This is a genomic window from Parageobacillus galactosidasius (genome assembly GCF_002217735.1).
Taxonomy (GTDB): domain Bacteria; phylum Bacillota; class Bacilli; order Bacillales; family Anoxybacillaceae; genus Parageobacillus_B; species Parageobacillus_B toebii.
In genome coordinates this window covers 1,642,207-1,659,974 of sequence record NZ_NDYL01000001.1, presented here as the reverse complement: position 1 = coordinate 1,659,974, position 17,768 = coordinate 1,642,207, and the positions used below count along the sequence as shown (strand labels likewise).

The following is a 17,768-nucleotide window of genomic DNA, read 5'->3' as shown; positions in this document are numbered from 1 at the left end:
ATGTATAGTAGAGACTAATGACTATAAATGATTTGTTATGTTTAGGAATTGGGATGGCAGAGGATCAGAAAACTTACTTGCTGGAGAATTGGCTAAACGTAAACGAATGCAACATAATAAGAATTATCTTTTGTTTTTTATGGAATTTCATAAAAAACAGAAGATAATTCGGAGCGTGGTAAGATTTTTCTCACTTACTTTTAAAGGAAAGAGAGCCTGATGAAAAAACATCCTGAAAGGAGCAGAACCAATGAAATACAAAGTTATTGAAAGAGATAGTTTTCAAGTAGTAGGAATCAAGCGAGAATTTTCATTAGTTAATGGGGAGAATCTTGTAGGTATTCCAAAACTGTGGGATGAAGTTAATGAGGATGGAACAGTCGATTTATTATTGAAGTTGAACAATGGTCAAATTAAAGGTGTGCTGGGTGTATGTGTCACTAATAGCGGTACCCAATCGAAGCAAGTAATGGATTATTGGGTAGCCACAGAATATGATGGTGACACCCCCGACGGATTATTGAAATTTGAAGTGCCCGCATCTAAATGGGTTGTATTTGAAGTTCATGGGCCAATGCCAGATGCTATGCAGAAGGCATGGAACCAAATTTTTTCAGAATGGCTTCCATCCAGTAGTTATGAGCATGCAGGCACACCAGCATTAGAAGTATATACAGACGAAAATCCCTTGAGCCCTGATTTTTATTCCGAAATCTGGATACCAGTAAAATAAACAGGAACATATGAAAAGTTATAAGTCACCAGGATTCCATAATCTGTCAGCGAATCACTTGATACTTCGTATGCTCCACTTCATGCCGCGCCCTTCTACACGTCTTTGCACAAAAATTCCTTCCTTTTCAAACAAAGGAAGGAGTTTTAATAAGTTTTAATAAAATGAAAGAAGTTGTTTTCATCACTTTCATCTTACTTGCATCAGCTGTTATAAGGTTATAAAAACCGCATGACTCACCTTCCCTTTTGCGAATTGGCGATCAATGATACGAAGATCTTCTTCTCAGTTTCACTTCTTTTTCTCCTTAAGGAACTGAACGGCGCGAAAATCAACATTTATTTTTAACAGGGTCATTAAAGAATGACGAACTGAAACAGCCAAGATGGTGCGGATTTCAGTGATAATGTTGCATCCATATAAATAACTTCGATTTTTTACACTAGTTTTGCAACATCATCATGGGTTACAATGTGAGTAACGTCGTAACATTATCTCTTATTTTCTATAGCAAACAGGAAAATGTCATAGTTTTGTTGAAAGAGATTTTTAACCGATTGAATTTTGGTTATCGATGTTTCATGCGTTGATCATATTGCATTTTCCCTCAGCTTGGCGAATTCGGCGCTACATTGATGTTTGCGGGAAATATTCCAGGAAAGACACAAACGATTTCGACAGCCATTATGTGTCAATAGAATTGAGAGAAATGAATTTAGCGCAGGCATGGGTGGCCATGATGATGTCGTTGTTTTTCTTATATGTGCGAGAATCTTTAAGTCCAATTGAATGAAAGGAGGAGGCGGTATGGGAAAAGGTCAATCGGTGATTGCCGACCAGTGGAACCGTCCGCTTCGCGATTTGCGCATTTCAGTAATAGACCAGTGCAATTTCCGATGCGTATATTGCATGCCGGCAGAAATATTCGGACCGAATTTCCGTTTTTTGCGTGAAGACGAATTATTAACGATCGAGGAAATGGTGCTGCTTGCGGAAAGTTTTGCGGAACTTGGGGTGGAAAAAATTCGCATCACCGGGGGAGAACCGCTGTTAAGACGCGACTTAGACTTATTAGTAGAACGGCTGGCGCACATTTCCGGCATTCGCGATATCGCTCTTACTACGAATGGGATTCATTTAGTGAAATGGGCAAAACGTTTGAAAGAAGCGGGGCTAAAGCGCGTCAATGTCAGCCTGGACGCGTTAGATGACGAAGTATTTAAAAAGATGAACGGGGTTGGCGTTGGGGTTAAGCCGGTGTTAAAAGGGATTGAAGTAGCGCGGGAAGCCGGGCTTGGCGTCAAAGTGAACATGGTCGTCAAAAAGGGAATGAACGACTCGCAAATCATTCCGATGGCGAACTATTTTAAAGAACGAGGCATTACCCTCCGCTTTATTGAATATATGGACGTCGGCACGACAAACGGCTGGGATTTTTCCCATGTGGTAACGAAAAAAGAAATGTATGAACGCCTGCAGCAAATGCATCCGCTTGAGCCGGTGGAAAAAGCCTACTTCGGCGAGGTGGCAAGCCGCTACCGCTATGTTGGCACGAACGTGGAAGTCGGCTTTATCACTTCGGTGACCGAATCGTTTTGCCAAAGCTGCACTCGGGCGCGCATTTCCGCCGATGGCACGCTATATACGTGCTTGTTTGCTGCAAGCGGTGTTTCGTTAAAAGAAAAACTGCGTTCCGGGGCCGATAAAGAAGAAATAAAGAAAATGATTGCATCGACATGGAACATGCGGACAGACCGCTACTCGGATGAACGGACGGAGCAAACAGCAAAAACGCGGAAAAAAATTGAAATGTCTTATATTGGCGGATAAACAAACTAGACTTTCTCGTTAGTGGAGCAGTCCGGTTGTTGTTTATTGGGATGCTTCTGTTTCATAAAGAACACGCGAAATAAAATATATTAGGAGAATTAGTTGAAAAATTGACAGAAAAATTTGATAATATCATATAGTTGGAACAAGCATGCAATAAACAAAAAAACAGCAGCCAATATTAATATGAACTTTTGCCGCTTGATTTCGTGTTTGTCGAGGGCTGCAAACATGAATCATGCTGCGAAACTAAGACAGATTGGGGTTCGCTGGCACAGTTATCTAATATTATTACGTAGGAATCTTCTTCGTAGCTATCTTTTATTCCATATCCTTTTATTTTCATTAATGATGAAGAAAATGACTTACATTGGTTAATGAGGTGAGAAAAACAATGAATGAACGTCTTTTTATGATTACGGACAAGCCGATTTCCATTGAGAATGTGGTAAAAAAAGTGATGCGTCCCGAAGCCGGAGCGGTGACAACGTTCATGGGAACGGTGCGCGAATGGACAAACGGAAAGCGGACCTTATTTTTACAATACGAAGCGTACGTATCGATGGCGGAAAAAATGCTAGAGCAAATTGGGACAGAAATTCGCGAAAAATGGCCGGAAACGAAAGTGGCGATTACGCACCGAATCGGCAGGCTGGATATCGGCGATATCGCTGTCGCCATCGCCGTTTCGTCGCCGCATCGCAACGACGCGTATGAGGCAAACCGATACGCGATTGAGCGCATTAAACAAATCGTTCCGATTTGGAAAAAAGAACATTGGGAAGATGGAACGGAATGGGTTGGCAATCAATTAGGGACGAAAGCGTATCCAACAGGAAAGCCGGAAGGAGAGGATTTACAATGATCACACTGCTCTTTTTTGCGCATTTACAGGAAGCAATTGGAGAGGAGCGCGTTGTGCTGCCTAACGTTCCTCAAACGGTAAATGCATTAAAGCAGGAAGTAGAAAAGCGTTATCACATTGATCTGAAACAAGTGATGGTCGCGGTGAATGAGGAATATGCCCGCGATGATCAAACACTTCAGCCTGGTGATATCGTTGCCTTTATCCCACCGGTAAGCGGAGGGTGAGAGATTGTTCCAAAATCCTTGGAAGCACTTTTTATGTAAAAACAATGGATAAGCGGTTATCATGGAATAATAATGATCGCGCTCGTTGCCATTGGATGCCCGATATTTGTTGTAACGAGCGGCGCTATTTAAATGAAGTTAAAACTACTTAAGAAAGGCAATGAATCGGGGCTCTTTTCCCAAAGAGCTCCGTTTTCTTTGCCCTGTGGCCGAAATTTTGAAAATAATTTACATCCCTATTCGTTGTGCCTATATCTCGACTAACATCAATCCCCTACCTTAGCTGAGCGCACGAAAAAATAAAGGGATGGCACACATCCACCCCTTTTTTAGATCTTATTATTTCTTGCTCCATTTTGTATCCACTTGAATCCCGGCATCCAGCAAAAGATTCAATACAGGACATCTTCTCTCCACTTCATTTTTCAGCTGCTCAATTCTTTCTTCACTTTCTTCGGTTTGTATATTCACTTGGAAACGAACTTTTTGGAAATGCGTGCGAACGCCTTCTTCCCCCATTAGTCCCCGGGTATCGATGATGCCTGTCGCTTCAAAATCAATTCCCGAGAAAGTAAATCCTAATTCTTTCGCAACTAATGGAATCATCACTCCATTACAACCGTTCAAAGCTGCAACTACATATTCCAGTGGAGTTGGCGCTGCATCCACTCCTCCTAATTCTGCTGGTTCATCCATAGAAAAAGTAGGAAAATTTCGTATAGAAATATTGGTTTTGACGCCTGATTCCCATTTACCTTTAGCGGACACTTTAAACAATGTAGAAGCTTTAGCCATGCCCTCTCCTCCTTTAGTTAAGTAAATTTATCGGAATTAATTAAATTATAAAAAATTAATGTTCGGGTGTAAAGAAAAATTTCAAGTCATATTTTGCCTTGTTTTATGAATCAGTTAAGCCTATATATGAAAAACAGAAAATGAGCCATGCTGCTCTCTCTTTAATATAGTGCGCAAAAAACGCCAAATATAAGGAGGAATGCCATCATGGCACAATACATATTTCCTTAAATAGCAAACTTTTTCTCAGATGATTAAGATTAATAAGAGATGAATGATTGGTAAAACTTCTAGAATAGGTCCCACATCAAATCCTGCAAGTGTAGGTGAAGAAGCAGATAGAGGCACGCATACCGAAGATCGAAAATGTTACTGTAAATTATCACTTTATTTCGGAACAAAAGAGCCATTTTTTTGCACATTCCTTCAGAAAGCCCTCTCCCCTTTTCTGAAAGAATGTGCTAAATTTTTTGTGAATTATTTCGGAAGAGAAAATCCATCGGTTCAGAGGAGGGGGAGGAGGACGTGATTCAATTTCATGACTTTGGCATTGACGTCCAAACGTATGCAGAGCGTGGAAAAGAAAACGACTTCCCTCTTCTGACACAGTGTCCGCATTGTCGGGCCAAGCGCCCGTTACAAGAGCGTGCAAACGTTCCGAAAGAATGTGCAAAATCCGGAACAATCCGCAAAAATTTTGCACATTATTTCCGAATCCGCCTGAAATAATTTGAAAAAGGGATTCTGAAATAATGTGCTAATTTACACTATAGATGCTACTAATGCTTTCAATTTCATATTGTAACGCTTCTTCAGATGCTACTCCGATTAGTAATTATCTTTGTTTCTCGACAGAGTATCTTTTTCTTTCGTGAACATAATAACATTCTTGATTTGCTGAATAAATACTCGTTTTTTGTTTATTTGTAAATTTTAACGAATTTGCTTAAGTAAAGTTATATATACAAAAATAAATTGACTTGGGGAGTGGAACATGAAGCATAACACAAAAGATAAGGTTTTGAAATGGATTAATGAACAATTCAGCTTTTTCCAGTACGACTCAGATCCAGTTTATAAAACAACCCTTTATTTCAAACTCGACAATCCTGAATATGACCCGGAAATTGAAGTTTATGTACGTAAAACAACAGAGGAAATGGAATTCGGGTTTGAAGCGACTCAATGGGATGGATACATGCCCGCTCCTTATCCCTCTATTTATCCAAAATACTCAACTCCGCTCGATAGTTTAAGAAGTCTTGGGGAAGAAGAAATGAAAGAGAAAATATTTGAGTTACTGATGAAGACCATAAACTCAAGAAAAAGGCAATATCGAAAATGCCAGTTTTGCGGAAAAAGAGTAGCAGCAGAACATCGGTTTGATAAAAGCACTTGCCATAGTTGTGCTTCGAAACACTTTGGTGTAATATACTAATTTCATTGGCGCTTGGGTTGCAGAATTCAAATCCAAATAGAGATGATTTCAATCGCTTCGGATAAAATTTCACTTTTCCCTTGGTTATAGGGATCTACACCAATTGCTGTCACTAATGCGTCTTACCCGTACTTATTCCTCCATACAAAACAAGATTCTCTTTTCGCTCAATAGACTTCGTTAGCTAAAGAATTTTTCAATAAATTAAAAGAACTTCTTTGGAAGAACTATTAATCATCAAGCATTCATAATTTATCCGTAATATTTATAGGGGGCATCAATGATGATGTATAAAATTTTGTGTAAAGCATTTTGCTAGACCAAAAGAAAAAAGGTAGGGTATTCTCTGATTGGACCAAAAATCTTAGAGAAAGGAGTACCCTACCTATGTCTAAAAGAAGTATACCGATCCTCCCTCTATAAATGTTGATATATCAAGGTTTCTTGGCATCTTAGGGGTGCCAAAAAAATATTTTTCGACAAAACTCATCACATACTTTTGAATTTTTGTCGATATCTAACAGTCCATGGGTGCGCTTCGCGGCCACTGGGTATTTTTGTATTTTTCACTCCAGTGGGGGGATGTGTATGCGATGCACCTTGGATCTCTGCACAACTGATGAGGACGAACCCTCCCATGTCTCTGGGCATCCTTGTGCCAACATTCCTTCGTTCGGTCTCTTCACCAGGCAGAGGCCGGCTAAGCTCCTTAAGGGACTCTAGGTCGAATGGATGAAATTGTGCCAGCTTCTCCGTGTCATCTGGTTGTTCAGACAGTTCTTTTTGCGAAAGAAGGCGACTCTAGGCTGCCTGTGCTTGGGATTGGGAAAAGATATCTTGAATCATTCGTTCCCCATCAAATGCTTGCTGTTTCACACAAACCGCGTATAGTACTTTCAATAGCTTGCCACATAACACGACGATCGATTGCTTCTTACGCAACGGGTTGATTGGGCGTGTCGTATAGTACTCGTGCAACTGACGGAAAGCCTCATTATGGCGAATCAATGGCATCATCACCCGAAATAGAAGGGCGCGTAGCCGTTTTCGTCCTCGCTTCGAGATTCGTTTTTGCCCCTTGTGTTGCCCTGACGAGTTCTCCTTCAGTGTCAAGCCCGCCAATTTGATTAGTTGCCTCGAATCTTGATACTGGGCAAAGCTTCCGATTTCCGATAACAGTTCAATGATCGTCGCATCTCCTAGCCCTGGGATCGTTTGGAGCCATTCGTATTCGGCGGTTGTTTGAGCGAGTGCCGTCAACTCTTCTGTGAGGGCTGCGATCTCTTGTTCCAATTGGCGATATCGGCGGACAAGCGTGGCGATTTCGATACGGGCCATCTGTTGTCCTTCTGTTATCCCAATCGAATGGCGGGCCACCTCTAACAGCTTTTGCACTTTCGGCTTCTGTGGGCATTTTAGCGTCTCGCTTTGCCGATAACGCTCCATTAGCCCCTCTACGGTCTGATTCGCAATGTCCATCGGAAATGGCGTTTTCTCTAACACCACCAATGCCATTTTGCCAAACGACGGAAACACCTGCACAAACTCAGGAAAATAACGATCGAGCCAACGAATCATTTGATTTCGGACGGCATTCAACTCTTTTGTCAACGACTCTCGAAACGTACTTCCTGCCCGCAATTCCGCCTCCACCTCATGGAGAATACGTGGATAGCTAAAACGTCCGTCTTTGACCAGTTTCGCAATGACAAGAGCATCTTTGGCATCATGCTTCGTTGGCAAGTTGTCGTCGAGCTCTTTTGACCGTTTGACATGCATCGGGTTGACCATCACCAACGGGATCCCTTTTTCCTCGAGGAAGTAGGCGAGGTTCAACCAGTAATGTCCGGTCGGCTCGATTCCGACGATGACTTCGGTTTTGCCAAATTCCTTCATCGCTTCTTGTATCGACGCATAGAACTGTTCAAATCCGGATCTCGATTGAATCACAGGAAACAGCTTCTTCAGCACCCGACCTCGTGCGTCAACCATTGACGCATAATGTTTTTGTTTGGCAATGTCCATTCCAATCACTAACGTTTGGTCGGTGACTTGTTCAATTTTGCGATTTTGTGTATAATTCATTGTATAGTCCTCCTTGGTCTGATGTTAGGTGTTTGTTGACACCCCTGCATCATACCAAGAGGGCTTTTTTCTTTCAAGTCCCCGAAAACCTTTCTAACAGGAATGCTCCTCGGATCACCGAGATTCGAGCGAACTCGGTTTCTGGATTTGAAACGGCACTGGATGGTATTTTACTGGCTTACTCGCTTGTTGTTCTTGGGCTAGTTGAGCGTTAAGACTCAACTAGCACCACGGGTACATATAATTTCCATATAAGTATACTGTACAATAAGGATGATAGGAAGCCATTCACCAAATATATGTAAGAGCCATTTTATCACTGTTGATTACACTTATAAGTTATTTTCTCAACACATAACATTAAAAAAACGGACACATACAATGTCCGTTTTTTAATACAATTTTTCTAGCTCCCTATGCATGATCAATCATACAATTTATTTCTGTCATGGAACCAACAATCCTTTTCCTCTTAAAAAGTTTTCAATATCTTCTTTATATGGCATAGCTGGCGCAGTCCCAATTTTTGTTACAGACAAAGCAGCTACACTATTAGCAAACTGCACAGCCTCTATAATTGAATTTCCTTTGCTTAATGCATAGGCTAACCCACCATTAAAGGCGTCTCCAGCTCCCGTCGTATCAATTGCCTCCACTTTATAACTCGGAATAAATTTCCCTTCTTTCTCTCCAGTATAGAGAAATGCTCCTTGTCCCCCCATTGTTATAATGACAGATTGAACTCCCATATGATAAATCTTTTTGGCCGCCTCTAACGCTGTCTGAGGATCTTTCACTTCTATACCACTCAACTCGAAAGCTTCCGTCTCATTCGGAGTGATATAGCTAATGTACTTAAGAATTTCTTTTGGGAACTCCTGGTAAGGTGCAGGATTTAAAATGACAGGTACATTGTATTTCTGTGCTAACTTCACGGATGTCACAACAGCTTCAATACTTGTTTCTAACTGCAGTAAAACAATATTTGCATCTTTTATGACTTCTTCTGCTTCCATTACATCTGCTTCAGTAATTTTCCCACATGCTCCTAAAGCAACAACTATGCTATTTTCACCATTTTTATCAACAGTAATAAGTGCCGTACCTGTCGGTTCTTCGGAATCCACCTTAATAAACTTTGTATTCATCTCTTCTTTCTGAAAATGTTCTAACGCTTCCTTTCCAAATATATCTTGACCTACTTTTGTAATAAAGGTCACCTGAGCCCCACAACGAGCTGCAGCCGTTGCTTGGTTCCCACCTTTCCCACCGGGACCCATTTTAAATGGACCACCGAGTACCGTTTCCCCTGGTTTTGGAAAATGTGGTGTTCTGCACATTAAATCGACTACATAACTTCCAACTACAACGATCTTTGTCATAATTATCCCCCTGGATAAAATTATTTAGTCTTTACTTGATCAACATTTTCTCTAGTCACTAAAGTGGACTCTAAAATCACTTCTTTTTCTACTTTCTCACCTTTCGAAATTTTTAATGCTGTGTTAATAGCTTCTTTACCAAGGAAGAAAGGCGGTTCTGCAATCGTTGCTTCTAATTTTCCTTGTCTAATTGCTTCTAAAGCAGGATCTACAGCGTCACAACCAATTACTACAATCTCGTCAAGACGTCCTGCAGCCTCAATAGCGGCTAAAGCACCTAGTGCCATTTCATCATTTGCAGCATAAACCCCATCAATTTCTGGATGTGCTTGAAGAATGTCCTCCATCACTTTTAACGCCTGACCACGATCGAAGTTTGCTGATTGTCTTGCTACTACCTCAAATCCAGGAGTTTGCTCCATAATTTCATTAAATCCTTTACTTCTTAATTGCGCTACATTCGTTCCTAGAATTCCTTGGATCTCAACAATTTTTCCTTTTCCATTTAAAGCCTTTTTTAAAAAGTTACCTGCGATCTTTCCTGATTTAATCGCATCAAATCCGATATGAGTAACGACTTTTCCTCCATTTGATTGGCGATCAATTGTGAATACGGGAATTTTTGCATCATTTGCTTTTCGAACTGCTTCAGCAATCGCATCACTATCTGCAGGGTCAATAATTAAAATATCAATATTTTGTTGTAAAAGGTTTTCTACATCTGCTAACTGTTTACCTGGGTCGTTTTGTGCATCTGTCACAACTAATTCTACTCCTTTTTCTTTCGCTTGAGCTTCTGCGCCTTCTTTAACAGCAACGAAGAAAGGGTTATTTAATGTATTCATAGATAAACCTACTTTTAAAGAACCGTCATGAGAAGATTTTTTTGCATTGGTTGTGCTACTAGTTTCCTTATCCATACTACATCCAACAAGAGCTACAATAACCACAAGAATGGTCAACATTGAAAAGATTTTTTTCATCTCCTCTACCCCCATAGCTTTATTTTTTTATTTTTGAAAACTTACTATCCACCAAAACAGCTATTAAAATAACAAGACCTTTAGCAATACTTTGATAAAAAGGAGACACGTTCATTAAATTTAAAACGTTATCTAATACGCTCATAATAAGAGCTCCAATTAACGTCCCTGCCACTCCTCCCCTTCCACCTGCTAAACTAGTTCCCCCTATAATAACAGCTGCTATAGCATCTAACTCAATGCCAGTTCCCGCATTTGGCTGTGCAGACATCAATCTTGAGGTATAAATGATAGCAGATAAGGCCGATAATAAACCAGCAATACCAAAAACAGCAATTTTAATTCTTTTAACATTAATTCCTGCTAATATAGCAGTTTCTTCATTACCGCCGATCGCATAGATATAACGACCAAAACTTGTACATTTAAGCATCCAATACATAAACCCGAATATAAAAAACATGATAATGATAGGAATTGGAATTCCTAAAAAGTTTCCATTTCCTATAAAGCGATATGTTTCGTGACTAATAACCAATGGATAGCCATTTGTATAAACAAGGGTCATACCACGCGCAATAACCATGGTCGCAAGAGTAGCGATAAAAGACGGTACTCCAAAATTAGCAACAACGAATCCATTAAAAACCCCAAATAGGAGTCCAATTCCTAAAGCTGCTAATACAGCAACTGGAAGTGGTAAACCAGCCGTTAATATACCGGCTAAAATAGCTCCCGAAAAAGCCATCACTGCACCAACAGACAAATCAATTCCCGCAATAAGAATGACAAGGGTCATACCACTTGCAATGATGGCAACAATGGAAACCTGTCTTAACACGTTCATAACATTATTCATTGTGAAAAAAACATCAGACAGTGTTCCCGCAATTAAACATAAAACGATAAAAATTAGTAAAACGCGATATTTTTCGATAAGGTTCATCCAGTTGCTACTTATTTTTTTATCTTCTTTTTTTACAGTAGGTACACTATACATTCACCCCACCCCCAGAGGCATAATAAAAAATTTTTTCTTGAGTAGCTTCTACGTCTTTTAGCTCTGCTGTAATTCTACCTTCATTCATTACTAAAATCCGATGACTCATGCCAAGTAACTCTGGCATTTCAGAAGAAATCAAAATAATCGCTATACCATACTCTGTAAACCTTTTCATTATTTGATAAATTTCAGCTTTGGCTCCAACATCAATCCCCCTAGTCGGTTCATTCAGAATCAACACTTTCGGGTTCATTTGAAGCCACTTTCCTAATACAACTTTTTGTTGATTTCCTCCACTCAATGTTTTCACTTCAACTTTCGGATCGTGAACTTTTATTTTTAAGTCTTTAATCCAACGATTCACAATTTCGTCCTTCTTTCTTTTTTGCAAAATGCCGAATTTGGATATTTTGCGATAAGCAGGTAAAAGCAAGTTTTCGTAAACAGATAATCCAAGAACAAGACCTTCTTGTTTTCTATCATCTGTCACTAATGCTATTCCTGCGTCAATGGCTTCCCTTGGAGTTCTAACTATTTTCTCATAAACTTTTACAGTCCCTTTCATGTTTTTGTATAATCCAAATAAAGCTCTGGATAATTCTGTTTTTCCGGATCCCATCAATCCTGCAATACCTACTATTTCACCTTTATGTACAGTAAAATTAATATCGTAGAGAGTCCTTGGTACATTTAAATTTTTTACTTCAAGTGCGACTTCATCGGTAGCATCCACTTTTTCTGGAAATAAATCTGTGAGCTCACGCCCTACCATCATTTTGATCATATCATCTCTAGTCACGTTTTTTATTAGTTCACTTCCTATGTACTGTCCATCTCTTAGAACCGAGATACGATCGGCTACTGCTTCTACTTCTTCTAATCGATGTGTAATAAAAATAATTCCCATTCCCTGTTGCTTTAAGTCTCTCATAATGTTTAATAGTTTATTAGTATCTTCGTCATTTAGGGCCGCTGTGGGCTCATCCATAATGATAATTTTAGAGTCGAAAGAAAGCGCTTTTGCAATTTCAACTAGTTGTTGTTCAGCTACGGATAATTCAGAAATCAATGAATCCGGCGACAAATGCTTTAGTCCCACTTTATCTAGCAACCGCCTTGTTTCTTCGTTAATCTTTTTTCGATTTAAGACTCCTTTTATTTTACGTGGCTCTCGTCCTATAAATATATTCTCGGCAATACTCATATATGGAATTAAGTTGAATTCTTGATAGATAATACTAATTCCCAAATTTTGCGAATGCTTAGGACTTTCAATCTTCACTGGTACGCCATTGATAAAAATTTGTCCGTTGCTTGGTTGATACACTCCAGCCAATACTTTCATCAACGTGGATTTTCCAGCCCCATTTTCCCCCAATAAAGCAAGTATCTCAGATTCGTGTACTTTAATAGAAACTTTATCAAGAGCTTTCACTCCTGGAAATTCCATTGTAATCTCTTTCATTTCTAATAAAGTTTTACCCACTGTTTCCCCCTCTTTCTGAGTAATCTGATGTCAAATTCAATAAACAACCCCAGCCACTAAAATGACATTCGCATAAGGAGTGAATTCACCGCTTCGAATGCAGCCCCTTGCACTCTTTGTTTTTTGCTTAAATTCAACATGCGGTACATATTCCACAGGGATGTTCGGAAATCTCTTTAAAATTTCTTCGTTCATTTCTGGGCTAATGGTTTTTACCTCTTCAGCTAAAATCACCTTCTCGACTTGTAATTCTGCTAGAACCGTATCAAGTGTTTCTAAAAACCCTGGCACTCCTTCCTTTAGAGCTAAATCAATGCGATGTGTTACATTTTCGGGGATCGGCAAACCAGCATCCGTTATCACAATCATATCTGTGTGACCTGTTTCAGAAATTAATTGGTTAATTTTTGGATTTAAAATACCACCCTTTTTCATAAATTGATTTTCCTCCCTCTATAAATGTTGATATATCAAGGTTTCTTGGCATCTTAGGGGTGCCAAAAAAATATTTTTCGACAAAACTCATCACATACTTTTGAATTTTTGTCGATATCTAACAGTCCATGGGTGCGCTGTCATGGCAAGGGATGAGAGTTCGAAAGCGCTTACGGATAAAATTCAAAAAAATGGTTCGCCAATCTATGACTTACACCTGTTTTCAGCGAACCAAAAAAGTTCCCACAAAATCTTGACTGACTCAATAGATAAAGTGTTTTTGTTTTTACCATGTTAGAACGATATAATAGATTGCTGCTATCAATTCCTTCGCCAAATTGTTCGATTAATTGGATAAAATCACTCCGAAGTTTTTCCCATGCTTCCAATTCATTGGTAAATTGATCTGGAAAAATCCATTCTTCTTTATCCTTACTGTAATAAATAATATGTTTCTTCGCATTTCCACCCTTAATACTTCCTAAAGCATCTGAGTAATATTCAATCCACCAGCTATATGTTTCTCCCCCTTTCCCAAGAGCATATTCGCTCAACGTCATCGTCTTAAACCGATCCAATGAATATTTTTGTTGAAATTCCTCAAGAAGCTCATCCGCTCGCTTTACTCGCTCATCAACATTGACTTCTGATTCGTATCTTTCTATGTAATAATCTAACTGTGACAAAATGTTAGTCATTTCCTTTCTCCTCTCTTTTTGGGATTTGCCGTTTTGAAAAACTGTACTTCATATATACAATGACCAAAAATACAATTTGTATTTGATAATTTAAAATTGAGCCACTTTTGAAGGGTTCGATCACATAAAAAATGAGCCACCTGATTTCCAATTTTCATTATCTCCCCTTATGATGGTAAAGTGCCGAAACTTTTCATCAGAGGGAGAGAAAAAAGGATGATCAAGATGGCTCAATTTCATTATATCAAATTCTTACATGAGGTAGAAGGGCTATCCCAACGACAAATTGCCCAAAAATTAGGGATTTCAAGAAATACCGTAAGCAAATATCTCAAACAGAATGAGGCTCCGACCACCATTCGTCGGCAGAACAGCTATAGTGGGAAGGAATACTCCGATGAAACAAAGCGAGTCTTGCCCATTATTGATCAATGGCTCGAAGACGATCTAAAACGATGGGGCAAACAACGTCATACAGCTGCTAGGATTTATCGAAGATTGGTCGATGAGTACGATTTCAAAGGATCTGAATCCAACATCCGTAAGGTTGTGGCCAAACGCAAGAAAAAGCTGCAGGAAGTCTTTATCCCCCTTGATTTTCAACTCGGCCACCAATTCCAATTCGACTGGGGAGAGGCGGATATTATTCTACAGGGGCGAACACAACGGATTTACCTCTTTTGTATGCAACTTTCGGCAAGTCGGATGCGATTTGTACGAGCCTACCTGCACGAGAAACAAGTGGCTTTCCTAGATGGCTTTGTCCATGCGTTTGAATTCTTTGGAGGAGTACCGATAGAGGGGGGATTTGATAACTTAAAAACGGCTGTCGTAAAAATACTCCAAGGGAGAGATCGGCTAGAACAGGATGCGTTTCTCGCTTTACAAACCCACTATTTGTTTAAAGCAGAGTTTTGCAATGTGCGTTCCGGGAATGAAAAAGGACGAGTGGAAGTGACGGTTGGATATGTGAGAAGAAACGCCCTTGTTCCGCTTCCGGACGTACAATCGCTGGAGGAATTAAATGCTTATATCTATTGGGCTGGTGTTTGCGAGAGGCGGAAGAAAAAACCGTTCCGTACACCAAAAAGATGGTTGCGCAAATGTGGGCGAAAGAAAAGGAGTATCTACATCCACTTCCTGAGAAGAAATTTGAAGCTTGCCGGTTGGTCTCTTGCCAGGTGAACAAGACATCTTTAATTACAGTGGAGACCAATCAGTATTCTGTCCCTTGCAGCTATGTAGGCCAAGCGGTATGGGCAAAAATTTTTGTCGATCGTGTGATCGTTGTGGCTCAAAATCAAGTGATCGCTGAACATCCTCGTTCTTACGAACGAAACCAGATGATCACCCATTTGGATCATTATCTGGAGGCATTCATAAAAAAACCGCGAGCGATTCGGGATGCCCATGCCTTTCAATCATCTGACATTCCGGATGTGTTTCGGCGTTTTCACCGAAAAATGAGGGAACAGGAAGGAGCCGCGGGAGACCGTAAATTTATCCGACTCCTCCTCTTCATCGGGAAATCGGTATGGAAACATTGAGACAAGCATTACGGGAAGCTGAACAAACGCAAGTCTATCGGTATGAAGTCGTCCATGACATCATTCAAAAGCTGACGAATAACCGCTTGCAAGTTCAAGCTCTATCCGAGGAGAAAACGCCTGTAAGCCTACTGGATTACAAAGTTCAAAAGGCAAATGTAGCTCAATACGGACAATTAACGCGGGAGGTCAGATGAAATGACAACAGAAATTCTTTTAGACCATATCACGAAGCAATTGAGAATGCCTGCGATTGCGAAACAATATCGCTCTCTCGCAAGAGAGGCAGAGGAAAGAAATCTGCGGTACGAAGAATATTTATTGGCACTCTTAGAAGCAGAAGTCCAGGCAAGAGAGGAAAATCAACGGCAACGAAGGCTCAAACAAGCAGCCTTTCCCGTTCATAAAGCGTTAGACACGTACGATTTTACCTTCATGCCAAGTTTAAATCGAAACCGATTTCTCACACTCGCAAAAGGGGAGTTTGTAGAGAGAAAAGAGAATATTATTTTTCTAGGGGATAGTGGTACAGGGAAAACCCATTTAGCTATTGGGCTTGGAATCGACATGATCCAAAATGGCTACAAAACCAAATTCATTACGGCTTCCGGGCTAGTGGAAGAGCTGCTAATCGCTAAAGAAGAGCACAAACTTGGCGCGTTTGAGAAGAAGTGGCTCAAATATGATGTGATCATCGTGGACGAACTAGGATATATCCCTTTTTCTAAAACAGGAGCAGAACTATTATTTCAGTTCTTTTCCAATCGCTATGAACGTGCGAGTGTCATCATTACAACCAATCTTGAATCTGTAGAATGGACGAACATTTTTGGGGATGAAAAGATGACAGCAGCGTTGCTTGATCGGCTCACTCACCGTTCGCACATTCTTCTGCTTAACGGAGAATCTTATCGTTTCCGTCAAAGTATGAAACAGAGGGAAAATGGGGAGTGGTAGCCAGACGCGCGCGAAGTGTTTGGATTACTTGCCCCTAGGGGCAAGTAATCCAAACCCCCATCCCCTCCCATTTATGGAAACTCTGATTCTAAAAGTGGCTCACTTTTGAAGTGATCGCTCTGGCTCAATTTATTATTGACAAAAACACAAAATTCCAAGAGTCTTCAAAACATATTACAAGATTACATCTTTTCGATTTAAAAAATTGCTCCAATGCTTCTAATTCAAATTTTTGGACCAAATCAATAAACCCACCATATAATGAGCTATAGATGTAAATTATCACTTTATTTCGGAACAAAAGAGCCATTTTTTTGCACATTCCTTCAGAAAGCCCTCTCCCCTTTTCTGAAAGAATGTGCTAAATTTTTTGTGAATTATTTCGGAAGAGAAAATCCATCGCTATTCATGAGACATGAACCTCCTTGTGGATAGTTGGTGGTACATCTATTCTAACCAAGGAATCGGGTTCATGTCTCCTTTTTTGTTTAGTTGTCAATTTATGTCAGTGAATTTGCTCATCTACAGTAAAATTACTGAAATCTTTTTCAAGTCCGTTAAATGCTGAAAAATTACTTTTTTGATAACACAAAAGATATTCATGATCTTTTGAAACTAATTTATCAGCCATTGCAGAAGAGGCTCTCCGCCTCCAAACAAAAGTTGCGATAAAATTATCTTCACCAAATATTTCATCTAAAATTTTTTTTAAATTCATATACTCATTATCATCAATTGAAATAAAGATTACACCATCCTCGCTTAAAAGATTTCTTGCTAATTTCAATCTTGGATACATCATATTCAACCAATCCGTGTGATATCTACCATTAGATTCAGTGTTTGCCTTCTTATTTTGCTCCGTTATTTTTTTATAATTTTTTATGTTATCGCGAAAATCATCTTTATAAACAAAGTCGTGACCTGTATTGTAAGGTGGATCAATGTATATCATTTTTACTTTCCCAAAATACGATTTCTGCAATAACTTCAATACTTCTAAATTATCCCCTTCAATATAGAGATTTTCAGTCGTATCCCAGTTTTTGCTGGATGCTTTATCCGGCCGCAGCGTGCCGGTGGACGGCGTTTGCGCGAGTTTCATCGCCTGTGTTTTGCCATGCCATGTGAATTCATATTTTTCATTGCGTGCTTCGATCTCTTCCCCAAGAATCAGTTTTAGTTTTTCAAAATCGATTTTTCCCTCGGTGACCACGTCCGGAAATAGTTGCTTTAACGCCTCGATATTCGCTTTTACAATATCCATCGATTTTCCATCTAGTTTTTCCATCATGCTTCCCCTT

Annotated in this window: 17 protein-coding genes and 4 pseudogenes; 12 read left to right on the top strand and 9 right to left on the bottom strand. The window is 39.8% G+C overall.

The window, feature by feature from the left end; genetic code table 11:
• Positions 1-250 precede the first annotated feature (250 nt).
• The 5 genes and pseudogenes from B9L23_RS08825 (at position 251) to moaD (ending at position 3,655) form a co-directional block, all read left to right on the top strand.
• Positions 251-733 carry a GyrI-like domain-containing protein gene (locus tag B9L23_RS08825; protein ID WP_089097393.1) on the top strand — a complete coding sequence of 161 codons (483 nt, stop codon included), beginning with the start codon at positions 251-253 and terminating at the stop codon, positions 731-733.
• Between the two features lie 611 nt (positions 734-1,344).
• Positions 1,345-1,526, top strand: a pseudogene (locus tag B9L23_RS08820) (hypothetical protein); the annotation flags it as partial.
• Positions 1,527-1,540: 14 nt separating this feature from the next.
• Positions 1,541-2,563 carry a GTP 3',8-cyclase MoaA gene (gene moaA / locus B9L23_RS08815; RefSeq protein WP_089097392.1) on the top strand — a complete coding sequence of 341 codons (1,023 nt, stop codon included), beginning with the start codon at positions 1,541-1,543 and terminating at the stop codon, positions 2,561-2,563.
• Between the two features lie 394 nt (positions 2,564-2,957).
• The gene (locus tag B9L23_RS08805; protein WP_089097391.1) at positions 2,958-3,428 is read left to right on the top strand and encodes a molybdenum cofactor biosynthesis protein MoaE; all 471 of its coding nucleotides are present in this window, start codon (positions 2,958-2,960) and stop codon (positions 3,426-3,428) included.
• A complete protein-coding gene (moaD, locus tag B9L23_RS08800; protein WP_015863661.1) occupies positions 3,425-3,655 on the top strand; it encodes a molybdopterin converting factor subunit 1 in 231 nt (76 codons plus the stop codon). Before B9L23_RS08805 ends, moaD begins: the two co-directional genes overlap by 4 nt.
• Positions 3,656-3,994: 339 nt before the next feature.
• On the opposite strand, the gene B9L23_RS08795 is transcribed toward moaD, so the two are convergent.
• Positions 3,995-4,450: an OsmC family protein gene (locus B9L23_RS08795; RefSeq protein ID WP_015863660.1), complete on the bottom strand. Its 456-nt coding sequence runs from the start codon at positions 4,448-4,450 to the stop codon at positions 3,995-3,997.
• Between the two features lie 525 nt (positions 4,451-4,975).
• Between B9L23_RS08795 and B9L23_RS21675 the strand changes: the two are divergent.
• A pseudogene (locus B9L23_RS21675) lies at positions 4,976-5,089 on the top strand (DUF6431 domain-containing protein); the annotation flags it as partial.
• Between the two features lie 355 nt (positions 5,090-5,444).
• Positions 5,445-5,888, top strand: a complete 444-nt coding sequence (locus B9L23_RS08785; RefSeq protein ID WP_089097389.1) for a hypothetical protein — start codon at positions 5,445-5,447, stop codon at positions 5,886-5,888.
• 801 nt (positions 5,889-6,689) lie between these two features.
• Here the strand turns inward: B9L23_RS08785 and B9L23_RS08780 are convergent.
• On the bottom strand, positions 6,690-7,973 hold the full coding sequence (locus B9L23_RS08780; protein WP_089097388.1) for an IS110 family RNA-guided transposase: 1,284 nt from the start codon (positions 7,971-7,973) through the stop codon (positions 6,690-6,692).
• Between the two features lie 110 nt (positions 7,974-8,083).
• Between B9L23_RS08780 and B9L23_RS19975 the strand changes: the two are divergent.
• Positions 8,084-8,188, top strand: a pseudogene (locus B9L23_RS19975) (IS982 family transposase); the annotation flags it as partial.
• Between the two features lie 231 nt (positions 8,189-8,419).
• Here B9L23_RS19975 and rbsK read toward each other — a convergent pair.
• The 6 genes from rbsK to B9L23_RS08745 all read right to left on the bottom strand — a co-directional run bounded on the left by rbsK (position 8,420) and on the right by B9L23_RS08745 (position 13,960).
• Positions 8,420-9,355: a ribokinase gene (rbsK, locus tag B9L23_RS08770; protein WP_089097386.1), complete on the bottom strand. Its 936-nt coding sequence runs from the start codon at positions 9,353-9,355 to the stop codon at positions 8,420-8,422.
• Positions 9,356-9,375: 20 nt separating this feature from the next.
• Complete coding sequence (locus tag B9L23_RS08765) at positions 9,376-10,338, bottom strand: sugar ABC transporter substrate-binding protein (protein WP_089097385.1); 963 nt, start codon at positions 10,336-10,338, stop codon at positions 9,376-9,378.
• A 19-nt stretch (positions 10,339-10,357) separates the two neighbouring features.
• Positions 10,358-11,338, bottom strand: a complete 981-nt coding sequence (locus B9L23_RS08760; protein ID WP_089097384.1) for an ABC transporter permease — start codon at positions 11,336-11,338, stop codon at positions 10,358-10,360.
• Positions 11,331-12,827, bottom strand: coding sequence for a sugar ABC transporter ATP-binding protein (locus B9L23_RS08755; protein ID WP_089097383.1), 1,497 nt, complete (start codon positions 12,825-12,827; stop codon positions 11,331-11,333). The genes B9L23_RS08760 and B9L23_RS08755 overlap by 8 nt, the downstream gene beginning before the upstream one ends.
• A 36-nt stretch (positions 12,828-12,863) precedes the next feature.
• The gene (rbsD, locus tag B9L23_RS08750; protein ID WP_089097382.1) at positions 12,864-13,262 is read right to left on the bottom strand and encodes a D-ribose pyranase; all 399 of its coding nucleotides are present in this window, start codon (positions 13,260-13,262) and stop codon (positions 12,864-12,866) included.
• Positions 13,263-13,432: 170 nt separating this feature from the next.
• Positions 13,433-13,960, bottom strand: coding sequence for a hypothetical protein (locus tag B9L23_RS08745; RefSeq protein ID WP_089097381.1), 528 nt, complete (start codon positions 13,958-13,960; stop codon positions 13,433-13,435).
• A 216-nt stretch (positions 13,961-14,176) separates the two neighbouring features.
• On the opposite strand from B9L23_RS08745, the gene istA reads away from it, so the two are divergent.
• From istA to istB, 4 genes are read left to right on the top strand one after another with little or no spacing between them, the layout of a single operon-like run.
• Positions 14,177-15,145, top strand: coding sequence for an IS21 family transposase (gene istA / locus B9L23_RS20965; protein ID WP_245842336.1), 969 nt, complete (start codon positions 14,177-14,179; stop codon positions 15,143-15,145).
• Positions 15,142-15,507 (top strand): Mu transposase domain-containing protein, encoded by a 366-nt coding sequence (locus B9L23_RS20960; protein WP_245842334.1) that lies wholly within the window; start codon positions 15,142-15,144, stop codon positions 15,505-15,507. The genes istA and B9L23_RS20960 overlap by 4 nt, the downstream gene beginning before the upstream one ends.
• Positions 15,495-15,704 carry a hypothetical protein gene (locus B9L23_RS20955; protein WP_245842332.1) on the top strand — a complete coding sequence of 70 codons (210 nt, stop codon included), beginning with the start codon at positions 15,495-15,497 and terminating at the stop codon, positions 15,702-15,704. Before B9L23_RS20960 ends, B9L23_RS20955 begins: the two co-directional genes overlap by 13 nt.
• A gap of 1 nt (position 15,705) precedes the next feature.
• Entirely contained in the window at positions 15,706-16,464 is a 759-nt protein-coding gene (gene istB / locus B9L23_RS08730; RefSeq protein ID WP_089097380.1) for an IS21-like element helper ATPase IstB, read from the top strand.
• 583 nt (positions 16,465-17,047) lie between these two features.
• On the opposite strand, the pseudogene B9L23_RS08725 reads toward istB, so the two are convergent.
• Positions 17,048-17,755: pseudogene (locus B9L23_RS08725) on the bottom strand (site-specific DNA-methyltransferase); the annotation flags it as partial.
• Positions 17,756-17,768 lie beyond the last annotated feature (13 nt).

Excerpts from the sequence above, each read along its gene's own strand:
- B9L23_RS08780 (WP_089097388.1), bottom strand. The coding sequence starts at position 7,973 with ATGAATTATACACAAAATCGCAAAATTGAACAAGTCACCGACCAAACG.
- B9L23_RS08805 (WP_089097391.1), top strand. The coding sequence starts at position 2,958 with ATGAATGAACGTCTTTTTATGATTACGGACAAGCCGATTTCCATTGAG.
- rbsK (WP_089097386.1), bottom strand. The coding sequence starts at position 9,355 with ATGACAAAGATCGTTGTAGTTGGAAGTTATGTAGTCGATTTAATGTGC.
- moaD (WP_015863661.1), top strand. The coding sequence starts at position 3,425 with ATGATCACACTGCTCTTTTTTGCGCATTTACAGGAAGCAATTGGAGAG.
- B9L23_RS08795 (WP_015863660.1), bottom strand. The coding sequence starts at position 4,450 with ATGGCTAAAGCTTCTACATTGTTTAAAGTGTCCGCTAAAGGTAAATGG.
- rbsD (WP_089097382.1), bottom strand. The coding sequence starts at position 13,262 with ATGAAAAAGGGTGGTATTTTAAATCCAAAAATTAACCAATTAATTTCT.
- B9L23_RS08765 (WP_089097385.1), bottom strand. The coding sequence starts at position 10,338 with ATGAAAAAAATCTTTTCAATGTTGACCATTCTTGTGGTTATTGTAGCT.
- B9L23_RS08760 (WP_089097384.1), bottom strand. The coding sequence starts at position 11,338 with ATGTATAGTGTACCTACTGTAAAAAAAGAAGATAAAAAAATAAGTAGC.
- B9L23_RS08785 (WP_089097389.1), top strand. The coding sequence starts at position 5,445 with ATGAAGCATAACACAAAAGATAAGGTTTTGAAATGGATTAATGAACAA.
- B9L23_RS08825 (WP_089097393.1), top strand. The coding sequence starts at position 251 with ATGAAATACAAAGTTATTGAAAGAGATAGTTTTCAAGTAGTAGGAATC.
- B9L23_RS20955 (WP_245842332.1), top strand. The coding sequence starts at position 15,495 with ATGGAAACATTGAGACAAGCATTACGGGAAGCTGAACAAACGCAAGTC.
- istB (WP_089097380.1), top strand. The coding sequence starts at position 15,706 with ATGACAACAGAAATTCTTTTAGACCATATCACGAAGCAATTGAGAATG.
- B9L23_RS08745 (WP_089097381.1), bottom strand. The coding sequence starts at position 13,960 with ATGACTAACATTTTGTCACAGTTAGATTATTACATAGAAAGATACGAA.
- istA (WP_245842336.1), top strand. The coding sequence starts at position 14,177 with ATGATCAAGATGGCTCAATTTCATTATATCAAATTCTTACATGAGGTA.
- moaA (WP_089097392.1), top strand. The coding sequence starts at position 1,541 with ATGGGAAAAGGTCAATCGGTGATTGCCGACCAGTGGAACCGTCCGCTT.